Origin of the sequence: Flagellimonas sp. (assembly GCF_965222555.1) — a bacterium.
Classification (GTDB): Bacteria; Bacteroidota; Bacteroidia; order Flavobacteriales; family Flavobacteriaceae; genus Flagellimonas.
The window spans coordinates 521,447-535,437 of sequence record NZ_CBDCUG010000004.1; the positions used below are offsets into that span (position 1 = coordinate 521,447).

Below are 13,991 nucleotides of genomic sequence, written 5' to 3' on the forward strand. Positions count from 1 at the left end.
GCTTAACGCCCAATGAAAAACCCATTTTATTGGACTCTATCGTCCATCACCTGATCATGTTTGGCATAATTAAGTGAATTTTGGATGAAAAACCTTCACAAAATTCCTTCAAAATAATTGAGGGTTCCACATAAGTGCTAATTTCCAATACGCTTTACAAAATATTCGCCTTTGCCCATTTCATTTGTTTCTTTGGAGTGCAGTGTAATACTGATTTTGTCATGACCCTCAACCATTTCATTGGCGTTGATTTGGTCTTTGTTGTACCTTGGCTTTAGTATTTGAATAAGATAACCGTACATAGTGGTGCCCCTAGCGTATTCGTCCACCTTGTTAATGGACACTACCTCGGCATCAATGCCATTCAGTTGAACGCTCAATTCCTTTTTGGTAATGGTCTTGGGAGCAATGTCTATAATATTATTCTTAGTCTCCTTCGGTAAGTTTAAAGCTTTGGTCAAGCTCATTGGGCGAAAGTAAACCTGGTAGGTCTCAAAAGGGCCTGTTTGCGGTTCCGAGGCGTTAATGCCATAAATTTCCATGCGATCGTATTGTGGGTTTATTTCCAGATTGTGATAAATTGGCAGGTTCCAAGCCCAATACTCCAGTTTTGTTTTGCCATAATCAGATTCTTTTATGGCATACAAGCAATAGTAAGTGCCCTTTTCAACTTCAATGGAGAAGTTTCCATTACTATCTGTCAGTGTTTCATAGGCATTGTCAAACAAGCTTGTCTTATTTTCTACTGCAATACCATTTATTTTATTCTTTAACCAGACCGAAGCGCTGTCGACAGCTTGGTTATTGAAATCGGTTACTTTTCCATATAGCGTCACTGTTTCTTGCGCCACTATATTGCCCAATGTTATAAAAATGAGTAAAAGGGTTAAGGCATGGTTTTTTTTCATGTTGAAATAGATTCTTTACTTGTTTCCATCAAAGATTCGTTCAACAGTAAATTGTTACACTAGAGCAGTGTTATTTTTCTAAAATTATGGTTATAAATGGCGTATGCTTTTGGGATTGCACTTATCGGTCTCGTATAACCGTCAGTTACGGGTTAATATGCGTTAATTTTCGATTTAGCACTGTCGCTCGCAATTCCGAGTGGATTCTAGCCTGTCCCGAGCATAGTCGAGGGATAGTCGAATCCGCCATAATTAAAGCTATACGTAGTTGTGTAGTTTTTATTTTTCAATTTTATTATAGTTTTTCAGCACCTTCAACACCCATAGCGTTTGTATACCAGCCCACTCCAATTTTGTTCCCTCACTGATACCATACCAAGTATCCCATCGTCCATCTTCTTTCTGCCTATTGATTAATTCTTCTATGTCAGATTCAATAGTCTCTTTGGTAAATAATGAGAATAGAATGCTTTTGGAAGATGTTGCGTAGTTTAAACTATGCGGTTTACCATAAAGCCCCCAACCTTCATCGGATCTATCTTCGCAAATTACTCCGTTATTCGATATCCAGTTTTTTAAGTCATTGATTGTTTTTATAGCTTTGTCTTGACTTGTCGTATGCTTTAAGAATGTCAACCACCTTGGGACACATAAATAGCAAAAAATATGTTTGTCCTTTATCCTCTCAAATTCACTCCAAACAAACTGTTCCGCCTTTTTCATCCAAGGAATATCAACCTTATATTTTTCCAAAATTCCAAGTAGTGGCGCTGTAGTGCTCAAAGCAGCCCATTCTTTTACAGTCTTAAAATGTTCTTCACAAGGATAAGTGCTTTTTGGTCTAAACATCCACGGAATTCCACCTTGCTCTGTGGTTATGCTTTCAAAATATGGCATAAAGTCATTTAGAATGATTTCTTTGGTCAGACAACCAGCCTCATCGAGCGTTTCAAGTGCCATAATGCTAAATAGAGGTTGACTTTCTGGTGATGCTGTATCTGGTTCCATTCCGTGTCCAAATCCACCATCAGGATTTCGATAAGCATAAACGGCATGGAAAACACCATTAATATCTCCGTTCGCAAAATAAAATTCAAATAAACGTCTTTCAATCATTCTTGCATTTATCAATATAAAATCTCTTGCTTTTAGAAAGTCGTTTTTTGATAAAATCATTTGGTTTTCAAGGATGGTTTAAATTACACACAACGTTTAAGATATTGTCCGTTTTAAAGGACTATATCGACCTATACTGAAACACTGAAATAAATTCAGTGCATGCAAGTTCAGCACAGGTAAGTGAAGTTACAGGTTTCTGGGTTAAAAATCCAATGCAAATTGGTGGATACAGGTTGTGGATTGAGGAACCCTGGTATTTATAGATACAATTCGAGCGCAATCAAGAATGTTTTGCATCTCGACTGCCTGCCCTCCGTACAAGACTTAGGGAGGTGGCCGCTCGATGTGACATTAAAAATAGCAAATTGTTGTTCCTTTCCCTTAAAGGGAAAGGTGTCCACCTAAGTGGTCCGAAAGGGTATACGGTCCCTTCCGTCTTGATGCAAAGCATCAACCCACCTTCCCTTGGCAAGGGAAGGAGTCTTTATATTATCCTATCCTTCTTTATGGATTTCCACGGAATGTGGGTACGGAATTTCAATTCCAGCGTTATCCAATGCTATTTTACAGTTTTCATAGGTGGCAAAATAGACATCCCAATAATCTTCGGGTCTGCAAAATGGACGTACTGCAAAGTTCACAGAACTATCTGCCAATTCCATTACATTTACAGAAGGAACCGGGTCTCTTAACACCTGTGGATTGGAGGTCAACACATTCAGCAACACTTCCTTGGTCTGTTTAATGTCCTCCCCATAACCTACACCAATAACGGTGTCCACTCGAATTTTGCCTTCGGCCGAGTAGTTCACAATATTTCCGTTGGCCATAGCGCCATTGGGAACAATGGCCAGTTTATTTTCTGGGGTGGTCAATTTGGTAGTGAAAATCTCGATTTCCTTCACAACTCCCAAAACGCCCTGTGCTTCTATTAAATCTCCAATGCGATAGGGTTTAAATATCATAAGCAATACACCGCCTGCAAAATTGGAAAGTGAACCTTGCAGCGCCAACCCTATGGCCAAACCGGCAGCTGCAATCACCGCAGCAAAGGTGGTGACATCTACTCCCAATCTTGAGATTACAATGATAATCAGGAATACTTTTAGAGACCATGAGATTAGGTTGAGCAAGAACTTTTGCAAGGATTCGTCATACTTGCTTTTGGACATTACATTTTTTGTGGCTCCACTAATTTTTTTAATGATCCATGAACCAATAATGTATATGAGTATTGCAGTGAGCAGTTTTGGGCCAAACTCTTTGGCAAGGTCCAATCCGTAGTTCATCCATTCTTGTGCTTTTTCCATAGTTGTATGTTTGATTTGTTAGTGTTCTTGTTGTTTGACACTAAGATAAAAAGAAGGTCACACAAAACCGATGAATCTGCCAAAACAAAAAAAGGGTAACTAAAAGTTACCCAGATTCCGTTTTTTGATTTTAATGTCGGTTATCCCTTCAAAAACTCGCCAATTTCGCCAAGTCCTTCTCCCTTATAATCCGATTTTTGAATGGCTTGCATAAGCTGTACTATATGTGCGGGATTCATATCTTTTCCCAAAACCCTGACCAAGGCAAAGCCTTTATCCTTGCTGTCACCATAAATGATCACCTCATCAATGGCGTCCTCGTCACCCAAATATTTGATTACTCCTTTTCCGTATGAGGAATTGATTTTCATGAGTTCCACAAATTCATCATCCTTAAGGATTTCCTTTACTTTGGCTTTCTCCACTTTGTATTCGGCAGCATTGTCACTGTTTTTCTTGAAGGCCAAAAGGTTGAATTTTCTCAAGGACTCTACAGCATCCCGCTGCGTATCGGTCAAATCCACTCCGTCCATTTTTAAGATGCTCGCCGGGACATCAACAACAATGAAGTTGGGATTCTCCGAATTGTCCACATAATATTCCTGTAGACTTTGTTGCGATGAGCAGGAAGTCAAAAGTACTGCTCCTGCTATCATCAAGCTTTTAACTATATTTTTCATCTGCATTTTTTTGATTGCTATTATTCTATTCTTTATCCAATTTTTCCAATCCCTTGTGAAGTTTCATCTTTTTGGTCAATGAACCCACTTTGGTCAAGTCAATATCCCCGGTCATGGTCAAGAGAACAGTTTCAAAATTGTGATGGTCCCCGTTATGTTTTTTGTCGTCTATTCCAGTCACAAACATGAGCAATTCTTCTACCCTATCTTCATTTTTCCCATGTTTAATGTAAAAACCGAGATTGGTATCCCCGTCCTTCACCTTCATTAACTCTTCCAATTTGGATGATCTTACATATTGTTTCATGGTTGTTGCCATATCAGCCGCTGCACCTTCATCCTCAGAAAGAAAGATTTTGATGTTGTTGATGCTTTTTGCCAACTCCACAAAATCCTTGGCATCCTCATCTTTGTCATCCGCCATCATTGCGGCTGCAATCTTGAGCATGCCATTGTTGATGGTGACAGTTCCTATTCTATCAGAATTCTCGAACTTATCCAGCACGGATTGCGATATTCCCATAAACGGAAGCATTCCGGCCAACAGTATTATAATAACTTTTTTCATTTTGATGTTTTTTGATTGATTTTGAAATCAGTTTAAAGTTGGCAGAAAACTGAGCTCTGCCAACTAAAAACTGTTTGTTGTTTATTGTTTCTTCCCTGCCTTGTTCAGCTCTTTTGGCAGATTCATTTTGTTGGTCAACGAATTGATTTTGTTCAAATTGATATCCCCTGTAAGTGAAAGTAATACAGTCTCAAACTTTCTACCATCGGCCTCCACTTCCTTCAATCCGGTAACGAACATCAACAATTCGCTCACATGATCATCATCCTTACCTTGTTTAATGTAGAACTTTACGTTGGCATCCTTATCCTTTACGCGCATCAGCTCTTCCATGGTAGAGGATTTTAGGTATTTGTTCACGGACGACTTCATATCATCGCCAATTTCCTTGTTATCGGTGGTAAACACCTTCAAACTTTTAAGGCTACTGGCAATGTCCATAAAATCCTGGGCTTCTTTATCATCTACCTCAACATCTATCTTTGCCAACAGGTTGAACATGCTTTTGTTCACCACTACAGACGTTACGTCATCCAAATCCTCAAATTTGTCGAACAGGGATTGTGAAAAACCTGAAAGTGGTAGTACAGCTATTAAAAAGATTACAATATTCCTTTTCATTTTTTACGATTTACTTATTGTTATAAATTTTCTGTTTTGCGACTTCAAACTCTTGTAAATAAGCCACTTTTTCCGTGCCTTTTCCAAAATTCTCCGCTAAGAGCTCAAAAGCCTTTTTTGTTTCTTGGTACGCAAACTCTGCGTCTCTTTTTTGTTGGTACTGATTACCAAAATAGATGCCAAAGGTCAAAACTGCTACGGCCGCAACGGAAATCCATTTGTAATAATTTTTTCTAGGTTTTAATGGAACCTGCTTGGTATACCGTTCTTCCTTGGCGTTGGAAAAGTAGTTGAACATGGGCCTATATTGCTCCAGATGTGTTGGCACACTTTCTTGGGAAAAATAAGCTTGCAATGTTTTTTCTTCAGCCACCGTTGTGGTTGCCTCAAAATACTTTTCCAATAATTTTTCTATGTTATCCAATTCCATAGTTATGTTTTTTTACTAATTCTTGTCGTACTGTTTTCCTTGCTCTAGACAGCGCCACTCTTACTGCCGTGGGTTTCATATCCAAAAGCTCACATATTTCTTCAAACTCGTATTGTTCTACATCCCTTAACTGTAAAACCATTTTTTGCTGCTCGGGAAGTTCCTCCATGATTCGCTCCATCCATCGCACACTGTCCTCTGCCTCCAATTGCCCCTGTAAAGAGGTTCTCTCGTCACTATAATTGCTGTGTACCAATTTTAGGTTACTGGCTTGTTTGGACTTTAGTCGGTCCAAGCAGAAATTCTTGGTCATTGTCATTGCAAAGGCCTCAACATTTTTATATTCGCCCATACTCTCGTTTTTTGACCACAGTTTCAGCAAAATTTCCTGTGTGGCATCTTCCGCCTCTTCCCTGGATACCAACAATCTTTTGGCCAGTCGGTACAGCTTGTCCTTGAAGGGCATTACCACATTTAAAAATTCGGCCTGTTTCATTTGGTTGTCTTAGTTGTTATAAGCTTAAATTTTCCTGCTTACAATATCACGACGACACATATCGAATTTTGTTACAAAAAATTTGTATTCTCCTGATATGTATCTATTTTGTAATCCCAAATTGTAAGATTTCATAAAGTTATACCACATATTTACTATGTTTTCCACTTTATGTGGAATGATAATTGATGATTCTTACTAAAATAAAGCTATGAAAAAATATTTGCTCCTTCTTGTAGGACTAGGAGTCCTCTTAACATCATGTAACAACGACGATGATGCCCCCTTACCCACCAATGTAGTTGTCCAAAACTTTATGTGGCGCGCTATGAACCTTTGGTATTTTTGGCAAGGTGAAGTCCCAAATTTAGCCGATAACAAATTCTCAACAGATAAGGAGTATAACGATTTTTTAAGCGCAACTCCCAATCCTTCCGATTTTTATGAAAGTATACAATTCTCTGAGGATAGATTTAGTTTCTCTGGTGAGGATTACACCACCCTCGTAAATGGACTTAATGGAATTTCAAAAAGTAATGGAATGGAATTCGGTTTGGTAAGATTTGGCAGTGGTGATGATATTTTTGGTTATGTACGCTATATTATTCCAGGTTCTGATGCGGCGGGGAAGGACATTGACCGTGGCGATATTTTTACCAGGGTCGATGGCCAACAATTGACCGGAAGTAATTTTGGCGACCTCTTATTTGGAGACAACGACTCCTATACATTGGGAATGGCAACCATTAGCGGTAATGAAATAACGGATAATAACGACCAGGTATCTTTGACCAAGGAAGAAGGATTAACTGAAAATCCGGTGTTGGTTTCCACTACACTTGATATCAACGGACAAAAAATAGGGTATATCATGTACAATGGTTTTACCCGTGGTTTTGATGAGGAACTCAACGATGCATTTGGACAGTTTGTAGCTGATAATGTGACCGAACTTGTTTTGGATATGCGTTACAATCCAGGTGGGTCTGTGAATTCTTCACGGCTATTGGCCAGTATGATCTATGGCACAAACACCAATGATCTGTATATAAGGCAACGTTGGAATAATAAAATACAGTCCCAACTAAGTGCGGCACAGTTAGAAGACCGTTTTGCAGCCACCACAAATGATGGTTCTCCCATAAATACACTGAACTTATCCAAAGTTTATGTCATTGCTACCAATAGTTCTGCATCAGCTAGTGAGCTGGTCATGAACGGACTGGCTCCATATGTGGATGTAATTCATATAGGAGAAACCACACGTGGGAAAAACGAGTTTTCCATCACTATGGTAGACGACCCAGGCAACGACTATGTTTACAATAAATCAAGAGAAGGTTCCATAAATCCAGAAAATAGTTGGGCCATACAACCTTTAGTTGGGCGTAATGAAAACGCAGATGGTTTTTTTGATTATACCGATGGACTTGCTCCAGATATTGTTTTACCAGAAGATTATGGTAATCTTGGGGTTTTGGGAGATGTCAACGAGCCACTTTTGGCAAGAGCTATTGAAGAAATAACCGGTGTCACAAGCAAGAGAGCGTTAGGTACTCCGCAAATGACAGGAAAAGTTATTATGGGTTCTGAAATGCAAAAACCTGGTAAGGACAATATGTTTTTGGACAAACCCATTACATTAAGTTTCAGATAAAATAAAAAAGCGGCCTAGTGGCCGCTTTCTTTTTGATACTATTTGGCTGATACTTATCCCTGCAGCACTTTATCTGTCTTAATATGCTTATACTTTTTGGAAAGCTTTTCAGGTACTTGCATAACATCGGGATGAAAAAGACCTGCAAGCAATTCAATTCCATTGACCAAAGTATTGGCCGACGACTGTGTAAACATATCAAAATCAGCAATGAATACCGCATTATCCTGAACCGCTTTTAAACTGTTCCAACCATCCTTTTCGGTTAGGATATGTAACTCTTCCAGCGTACGATCAACCGTAAATCCGCATGGAGCAATCACCAAAACCTCTGGATTATATTTTACGATCTTATCCCATTGGGTCACAATGCTGTCTCCCGAAGGATTGGAAAGCATATCCACTCCTCCCGCATAGGCAATTTGATGGGGAATCCAGTGCCCGCAATTAAAAATGGGGTCCAACCATTCCATTAGCATAATGCGTTTTGGCAATGCCCGTTCAGCTCTTAAGGCGTCGACAACAATATCAATCCGTTTATGCAATCCGTCCAAATAGGTATAGGCAACCTCTTCCTTTCCCAATGCTTTGGCAATGGTGACAGCCGATTGAAAAACATCTTCCAAAGATTCAGGACTAATGGAAATCAGTTCAGGTTGTTTTTCCAGATTTGCCACGGCTGCTGCCGTGCACGCAGTATCTATCTGGCAGATATCGCACATATCTTGGGTAAAAATGATATCAGGTGCTATTTCGGCCAACAATGGCTCATCCACATAATAGAGGTCCTTTCCCTGGTGTTTGCTTGCCGAAAAGAGCGCATCTATCTCAATACTGGTCAGGTTTTTTCCTTCAAGAACACATCGAACCACAGGTTTTTTCTCTTTCAATGCCTGTTTAGGGCATTCAAAAGTGATGCCATGCAAATGTTCTTCCAATCCCATATCGTAGAGCATCTGGGTAATGGCCGGTAAAAACGAACAAACCTTTAGCATGGCATCAAGTTATTCAATTATAGGGTCAAATTAAACCCTGCGCTAATATTTCTACCTCTGGTCGTAAAACCAATGACTTCAACATATTCTTCGTTCAACAAGTTGTTACCATTCAAGAATATCTTTAATTTATTAGGTTTTAATTCGTGCTCTACATACAGATTAACCAATGAAAAGGTATCCAATGCAACATCTGTAAATGTGGTGAAATCAGTATCGACCCTTTGACCTGTGTAAGCATAACTAAGTGAAATACCCGTGGTCTCGCACACTTGATAATTCAAAGCCAAATTCGCCTTATGTTTCGGAATTCGGATGGCGTTGTCGCCTTTACGCTCTGTAAAAGTATAATTGGCATCCAGGCTAAAATCTGCAGTGGGTTTCCAAGAAGCTTCAACCTCTACTCCATTGGCATCAATTTCATTGGCAACATTGATACTCATGAAATTTTGGTCAAACCCGATGGTGTTTTTCTCATTTCTATCAAAGTAAAGGGCACTCACCCTTAGCTTATCATTCACAAAGTATTCCACTCCACCTTCTATGGTTCTATTTTCTTCAGGTTCCAAATTGGGATTGGCTCCAAAATCACCGAACAATTGAATCAAATTTGGAGTGATATATGACGTGGCATACGATCCAAGCAACTTTACATAGCCATTATCCGTACTAAATGCATATGAAGGGTTGACATTGTACACAACATGGTTCCCATATTCCGAATGTGTGTTCAATCTAGCTCCGGTATTCAAATTGAACCCAAAATCGGAAACATAGACCACATTTACATAAGGGTCAAGGATGGTAAAATCGGCTTCACTGCTAAAAACAGCTTCATCCTTAAGATAATTTATCCCAACAATGGTATGCCACTTGTCAGCAAACACATATTTATTATAAAAATCGAGAACTAGATTCTTCCCATCCGAAATACTTTCCCCAAACGTACTTTGTGAATCCGTTTCATAATCGGTATAGGCTGAATTTACATGGATGGAACCTTTGTTATACTTAAAAGATGACGAAAGGCCTACTCTTTCCTGAGATACCTTCGCACGATTGGGTGCCTCAGCATGCGCTGCATCAAACTCTGTATCAAATTTGGTCTGATTCCCATAAACGGAAATTTCAAAATTGTCCGAGAATTGATAGCCCAATTTAAGATTCGTGCTAAAATGCGAAAAGGTGTCTTCATCGTTTTCTGGGGTTACCGCAGCAGAAAGCCCACTTGAATATCTATTGGAAAACCCAGCATTATAAGAGAATTTGTTCAAGGTTCCATTCAATGAAACTGCGTTTCCAAAACTTCCCAAATTGTAATTTTGGTCATCTGCGGTTTGATTGGTTCCAATGGTAGATTGAAAGTTCCCAGAAATTTTCTTTGCCGAACTCTTCTTTGTGGTGATGTTGATTACCGCTGTTGCAGCATTGGTTCCATAAAGCGTACTGGCTGCACCTTTAATAATTTCAATGGATTCAATGTCGGCGGTAGCTAACAACCTTAAATCGTACTCCTGCGAAAAAGAGGATGGGTCGGATACGCGAACCCCGTCAATGATCACCAATGCCTGACGCCCTCTACCACCTCGCGCAAAAACGCCAAACACAGATCCATCACGTCCACGACTGCCCGTGATTTCAATTCCACTTTTCGTGTTGATGATTTCTGGAATGGTCTTACCCTGGTTTCTTTCCAACTCTTCGGCCGAAATCTTGATGACCGTTTTACCGGAATTTTCCCGTTTCAATTGAAAACGGGAATCACTAACAACTACCTCTTGCAGTTGTTGTACTTCAATGGAATCTTGCTGCGATTCTTGCGCGGAAAGTCCCTGACCCGCTACTAGAGCGGCACATAACAATACATAATTTTTTTTCATTTCGTTTAAGTGAATAAACGGGAGAATAGTATGCTGTCCCATACGTAAACCTTTATCCCGAAAGTTTAACAATGTTTGTTTGAATTTGGCAGGTCTCCTGACTTGCGTCTTGTACACCACCTTCCCGCCCAGTGGGCAGTGGTTTTGAAGTTGTGACAAGCATCTACTCTTTGTTGACACTCTAGAAATATCAACGCCGATTCGACTCAGCTTACAGTTGCGGGAACAGTTCCGGATTTGCACCGGATTCCCTTTTAATCATGCGAAAAAATCCTCGCACAAACCAAAATTCGGCACGAAAGTAATCATTCTGTTTAATCTTTTTTTGAAAAAGTTAAATAATCTTACATTTGAACCATGTCAAAAAAAATCCTTTCAACGCTGTATTTTGGGACTTTGTTCCTAACATTACTCTCCTCCTGCGGAGAAAAAAAGAAACAACTTCCGATTGAACAAGTTGAAACCTCTTCCCAACTTCAATATGCCAGAGGTTTTACCATTGAACAATCTGGAGACCTTACCATAATCAAGGTTACCTCGCCCTGGCCGGGAGCAGAATCAGGCTTTACCTATGCGTTGGTCCCAAGAACCAAGCTTGCTTCCATTACCCTTCCAAGCGATGCCTACGATGCGATTGTAGCAACTCCGGTTGAGAATATGGTGATTACTTCTACAACCCACATTCCGGCTTTGGAATCTTTAGGAGTTCTCAATGTTATTTCCGGTTTTCCCAATACCGATTTAATTTCTTCTCCTGCTACTCGAAAACGTATTGATGATGGCCAAATCAAGGAGTTGGGGACCAATGAAAATATAAATACCGAAGTTGTTTTGGAGTTGAATCCGGAAGTGATCATGGGGTTTGGCATCAACGATACCAATAAAGCTTATGAAACTTTGAAACGTTCAGGAATTCCCATTGTTTATAATGGGGATTGGACGGAACAGACCCCGTTGGGCAAAGCAGAATGGATCAAGTTTTTTGCTCCTTTCTTTAATAAAGAAGTAGAAGCTGACAACATTTTCAAGAAAATTGAAGCCTCATACAAAGAAGCCAAGCTTTTGACCGAAAAAGTAACCCAAAAACCCACTGTACTGACTGGGGGATTATACAAAGATGTCTGGTATGTAGCTGGGGGCAATAGCTGGATGGCCCAATTTTTAAAGGATGCCAATGCCGATTATTTATGGGCGGATACGGATAATAAAGGCAGTATCGGGTTGAGTTTGGAAGCTGTGCTGGAAAAAGGCCAACAAGCCAATTTTTGGTTCAACCCTTCGTTACATGCTAGCTATGCAGAATTGGAACAGGCCAATGCCCATTATAAGCAATTTGAAGCTTTTGCCACCAAAAAAGTTTACTCCAATGCCATTAAAAAAGGAGCTACCGGTGGGCTATTGTTCTACGAATTGGCACCGCAACGTCCAGATCTTGTTTTAAAAGACTTGATTTCTATATTGCATCCTGAGCTTTTACCAGATTATCAACCCCATTTCTTCATGCCATTGCACTAAATGCATTCACTAAAATCATATCGAATTTCTTTTGTGCTGATTTCATTGGCGCTATGCTTTGCATGGTTATTGAATATTAGCTCCGGGTCGGTAGTAATTCCATTTGATGCTATGTTTTCGGTTTTACTTGGAGGAAAGGCAGATATAGATTCTTGGAATTACATCATTTGGAATTATCGAATTCCAAAAGCATTTACCGCAGCTTTGGTCGGGGGCGGACTTTCCGTAAGTGGCTTGTTGATGCAGACTTTATTTCGAAATCCTCTGGCCGGACCATTTGTGCTCGGGATTAGTTCCGGAGCCAGTTTGGGAGCCGCCATGATACTTTTGGGAGCTTCGCTCATATCTGGAATGGTTTCATTTACGTTTATCAATGATATTTCTCTGGCCATTGCAGCTAGTTTGGGAAGTTTTTTGGTGTTACTAGTGGTTATGTTGGTCGCGAATAGGGTGAAAGATACCATGGCCTTACTCATTATTGGTCTGATGTTCGGTAGTATTACCACCGCCCTGGTCAGTGTGTTGGCCTATTTTTCAAGTGCGGAGGATTTGCAACGCTATATCTTCTGGTCCTTCGGAAGTGTAGGTAATCTGTCAGGGCAGCAAGTAGTGCTTTTAAGTGGAGTCGTTTTTATTGGACTGCTGCTGAGCATTCTTTCCATCAAAAAATTGAATGCCTTTTTGTTGGGTGAAAATTATGCCCAAAGTTTGGGAGTGTCTTTAAAAAAATCAAGATTGATTATCATTATCGCTACCGGTCTACTTGCTGGCGGAATTACCGCATTTGCAGGACCCATTGCTTTTATTGGGTTAGCGGTTCCCCACCTTACCAGACAGATTTTTGATACCATGGAACATAGAGTACTGATTCCAGCTGTATTCCTTTACGGTGCTATTTTAATGCTACTGTGTGATACCATTGCCCAATTACCAAATTCGGCTAATGTTCTACCCATAAATGCCATAACTTCACTGGTTGGAGCTCCCGTTATTATTTGGTTGCTGGTCCGAAAACGTAAAATGCTGTTTTAATGTCCGATTTAAAAAAACATAACATCATTGCTAAAGACCTAAGCATAGGTTACAAGGACAAAATTGTTTCGGACAACATCAATTTCTCCATGAAATCCGGACAATTGTGTGCCATTGTAGGTGTAAACGGTGTTGGAAAATCCACGCTGTTGCGCACACTTGGCAAGCTTCAACCTAAATTATCAGGTGAAATAGCTATCGCTGGAAAAGCATTGGAATTGCATTCTTCTTTTGAATTGGCGAAAACCCTGAGTTTTGTGCTTACGGAGCAGCCTGCCTCCAAAAATTTGACCGTTCAGGAATTGATTGCGCTTGGCAGACAGCCTTATACCAATTGGATTGGCACTTTGACCAAGGAAGACAAACAACAAGTTGAGGTAAGTTTAGCTTCTTTTTTGTTGAAAGATTTGCGCTATAACAAATGCCATGAACTCAGTGATGGACAGTTGCAACGGGTATTGATCGCCCGCGCCATGGCCCAAGACACTCCCTTGATTCTGCTGGACGAACCAACAACCCATCTGGACCTCTATCACAAAGTCCAGATTTTGAAGTTGCTACAACAATTGGCACATTCCAAGCTAAAAACCATCATTTTTACCACCCATGAGATAGAATTGGCCATTCAACTCTGTGATACGATTTTGATATTGGATGGCAATGAAAATCCAAGCGGGACACCTAGTGAACTGATTGAACAGAAGCACTTTGAACAATTGTTTCCTTCTGAAATGGTTCAGTTTGATTCAAAAACCGGTTCCTTTAAAGTGAATAAGTAAC

At 40.0% G+C, this 13,991-nt stretch carries 14 protein-coding genes and 1 riboswitch; of the genes, 4 read left to right on the plus strand and 10 right to left on the minus strand.

From position 1 onward, the window contains the following. Positions 1-137: 137 nt before the first annotated feature. From ACOQO1_RS06830 to ACOQO1_RS06865, 8 genes are all read right to left on the minus strand, one after another. Complete coding sequence (locus tag ACOQO1_RS06830) at positions 138-908, minus strand: carboxypeptidase-like regulatory domain-containing protein (RefSeq protein WP_420602117.1); 771 nt, start codon at positions 906-908, stop codon at positions 138-140. A 279-nt stretch (positions 909-1,187) separates the two neighbouring features. Beyond that, complete coding sequence (locus tag ACOQO1_RS06835) at positions 1,188-2,084, minus strand: hypothetical protein (RefSeq protein WP_420602118.1); 897 nt, start codon at positions 2,082-2,084, stop codon at positions 1,188-1,190. A gap of 437 nt (positions 2,085-2,521) precedes the next feature. Then, positions 2,522-3,337 (minus strand): mechanosensitive ion channel family protein, encoded by an 816-nt coding sequence (locus ACOQO1_RS06840; protein ID WP_420602119.1) that lies wholly within the window; start codon positions 3,335-3,337, stop codon positions 2,522-2,524. 140 nt (positions 3,338-3,477) lie between these two features. Continuing rightward, positions 3,478-4,017, minus strand: coding sequence for a DUF4252 domain-containing protein (locus tag ACOQO1_RS06845; protein WP_420602120.1), 540 nt, complete (start codon positions 4,015-4,017; stop codon positions 3,478-3,480). Between the two features lie 25 nt (positions 4,018-4,042). Further along, entirely contained in the window at positions 4,043-4,585 is a 543-nt protein-coding gene (locus ACOQO1_RS06850; protein WP_420602121.1) for a DUF4252 domain-containing protein, read from the minus strand. 81 nt (positions 4,586-4,666) lie between these two features. Beyond that, entirely contained in the window at positions 4,667-5,206 is a 540-nt protein-coding gene (locus ACOQO1_RS06855; protein WP_420602122.1) for a DUF4252 domain-containing protein, read from the minus strand. A 10-nt stretch (positions 5,207-5,216) separates the two neighbouring features. Continuing rightward, entirely contained in the window at positions 5,217-5,636 is a 420-nt protein-coding gene (locus ACOQO1_RS06860) for a hypothetical protein (RefSeq protein ID WP_420602123.1), read from the minus strand. Beyond that, positions 5,623-6,132: an RNA polymerase sigma factor gene (locus ACOQO1_RS06865; RefSeq protein WP_420602124.1), complete on the minus strand. Its 510-nt coding sequence runs from the start codon at positions 6,130-6,132 to the stop codon at positions 5,623-5,625. The genes ACOQO1_RS06860 and ACOQO1_RS06865 overlap by 14 nt, the downstream gene beginning before the upstream one ends. A 211-nt stretch (positions 6,133-6,343) precedes the next feature. On the opposite strand from ACOQO1_RS06865, the gene ACOQO1_RS06870 reads away from it, so the two are divergent. Beyond that, positions 6,344-7,789: a S41 family peptidase gene (locus ACOQO1_RS06870; RefSeq protein WP_420602125.1), complete on the plus strand. Its 1,446-nt coding sequence runs from the start codon at positions 6,344-6,346 to the stop codon at positions 7,787-7,789. 53 nt (positions 7,790-7,842) lie between these two features. On the opposite strand, the gene ACOQO1_RS06875 is transcribed toward ACOQO1_RS06870, so the two are convergent. Further along, complete coding sequence (locus ACOQO1_RS06875) at positions 7,843-8,784, minus strand: ABC transporter substrate-binding protein (RefSeq protein WP_420602126.1); 942 nt, start codon at positions 8,782-8,784, stop codon at positions 7,843-7,845. A 17-nt stretch (positions 8,785-8,801) separates the two neighbouring features. After that, a complete protein-coding gene (locus ACOQO1_RS06880) occupies positions 8,802-10,664 on the minus strand; it encodes a TonB-dependent receptor plug domain-containing protein (RefSeq protein ID WP_420602127.1) in 1,863 nt (620 codons plus the stop codon). A gap of 69 nt (positions 10,665-10,733) precedes the next feature. Next, positions 10,734-10,967: riboswitch (cobalamin riboswitch) on the minus strand. Positions 10,968-11,021: 54 nt separating this feature from the next. Between ACOQO1_RS06880 and ACOQO1_RS06885 the strand changes: the two genes are divergently transcribed. The 3 genes from ACOQO1_RS06885 to ACOQO1_RS06895 are packed head-to-tail and all read left to right on the plus strand — an operon-like array spanning position 11,022 to position 13,990. Further along, on the plus strand, positions 11,022-12,179 hold the full coding sequence (locus ACOQO1_RS06885) for an ABC transporter substrate-binding protein (protein ID WP_420602128.1): 1,158 nt from the start codon (positions 11,022-11,024) through the stop codon (positions 12,177-12,179). Further along, positions 12,180-13,211, plus strand: a complete 1,032-nt coding sequence (locus tag ACOQO1_RS06890; protein WP_420602129.1) for a FecCD family ABC transporter permease — start codon at positions 12,180-12,182, stop codon at positions 13,209-13,211. Then, positions 13,211-13,990, plus strand: a complete 780-nt coding sequence (locus tag ACOQO1_RS06895; protein ID WP_420602130.1) for an ABC transporter ATP-binding protein — start codon at positions 13,211-13,213, stop codon at positions 13,988-13,990. Before ACOQO1_RS06890 ends, ACOQO1_RS06895 begins: the two co-directional genes overlap by 1 nt. Position 13,991 lies beyond the last annotated feature (1 nt).

Excerpts from the sequence above, each read along its gene's own strand:
- ACOQO1_RS06830 (WP_420602117.1), bottom strand. The coding sequence starts at position 908 with ATGAAAAAAAACCATGCCTTAACCCTTTTACTCATTTTTATAACATTG.
- ACOQO1_RS06835 (WP_420602118.1), bottom strand. The coding sequence starts at position 2,084 with ATGATTTTATCAAAAAACGACTTTCTAAAAGCAAGAGATTTTATATTG.
- ACOQO1_RS06840 (WP_420602119.1), bottom strand. The coding sequence starts at position 3,337 with ATGGAAAAAGCACAAGAATGGATGAACTACGGATTGGACCTTGCCAAA.
- ACOQO1_RS06845 (WP_420602120.1), bottom strand. The coding sequence starts at position 4,017 with ATGAAAAATATAGTTAAAAGCTTGATGATAGCAGGAGCAGTACTTTTG.
- ACOQO1_RS06850 (WP_420602121.1), bottom strand. The coding sequence starts at position 4,585 with ATGAAAAAAGTTATTATAATACTGTTGGCCGGAATGCTTCCGTTTATG.
- ACOQO1_RS06855 (WP_420602122.1), bottom strand. The coding sequence starts at position 5,206 with ATGAAAAGGAATATTGTAATCTTTTTAATAGCTGTACTACCACTTTCA.
- ACOQO1_RS06860 (WP_420602123.1), bottom strand. The coding sequence starts at position 5,636 with ATGGAATTGGATAACATAGAAAAATTATTGGAAAAGTATTTTGAGGCA.
- ACOQO1_RS06865 (WP_420602124.1), bottom strand. The coding sequence starts at position 6,132 with ATGAAACAGGCCGAATTTTTAAATGTGGTAATGCCCTTCAAGGACAAG.
- ACOQO1_RS06870 (WP_420602125.1), top strand. The coding sequence starts at position 6,344 with ATGAAAAAATATTTGCTCCTTCTTGTAGGACTAGGAGTCCTCTTAACA.
- ACOQO1_RS06875 (WP_420602126.1), bottom strand. The coding sequence starts at position 8,784 with ATGCTAAAGGTTTGTTCGTTTTTACCGGCCATTACCCAGATGCTCTAC.
- ACOQO1_RS06880 (WP_420602127.1), bottom strand. The coding sequence starts at position 10,664 with ATGAAAAAAAATTATGTATTGTTATGTGCCGCTCTAGTAGCGGGTCAG.
- ACOQO1_RS06885 (WP_420602128.1), top strand. The coding sequence starts at position 11,022 with ATGTCAAAAAAAATCCTTTCAACGCTGTATTTTGGGACTTTGTTCCTA.
- ACOQO1_RS06890 (WP_420602129.1), top strand. The coding sequence starts at position 12,180 with ATGCATTCACTAAAATCATATCGAATTTCTTTTGTGCTGATTTCATTG.
- ACOQO1_RS06895 (WP_420602130.1), top strand. The coding sequence starts at position 13,211 with ATGTCCGATTTAAAAAAACATAACATCATTGCTAAAGACCTAAGCATA.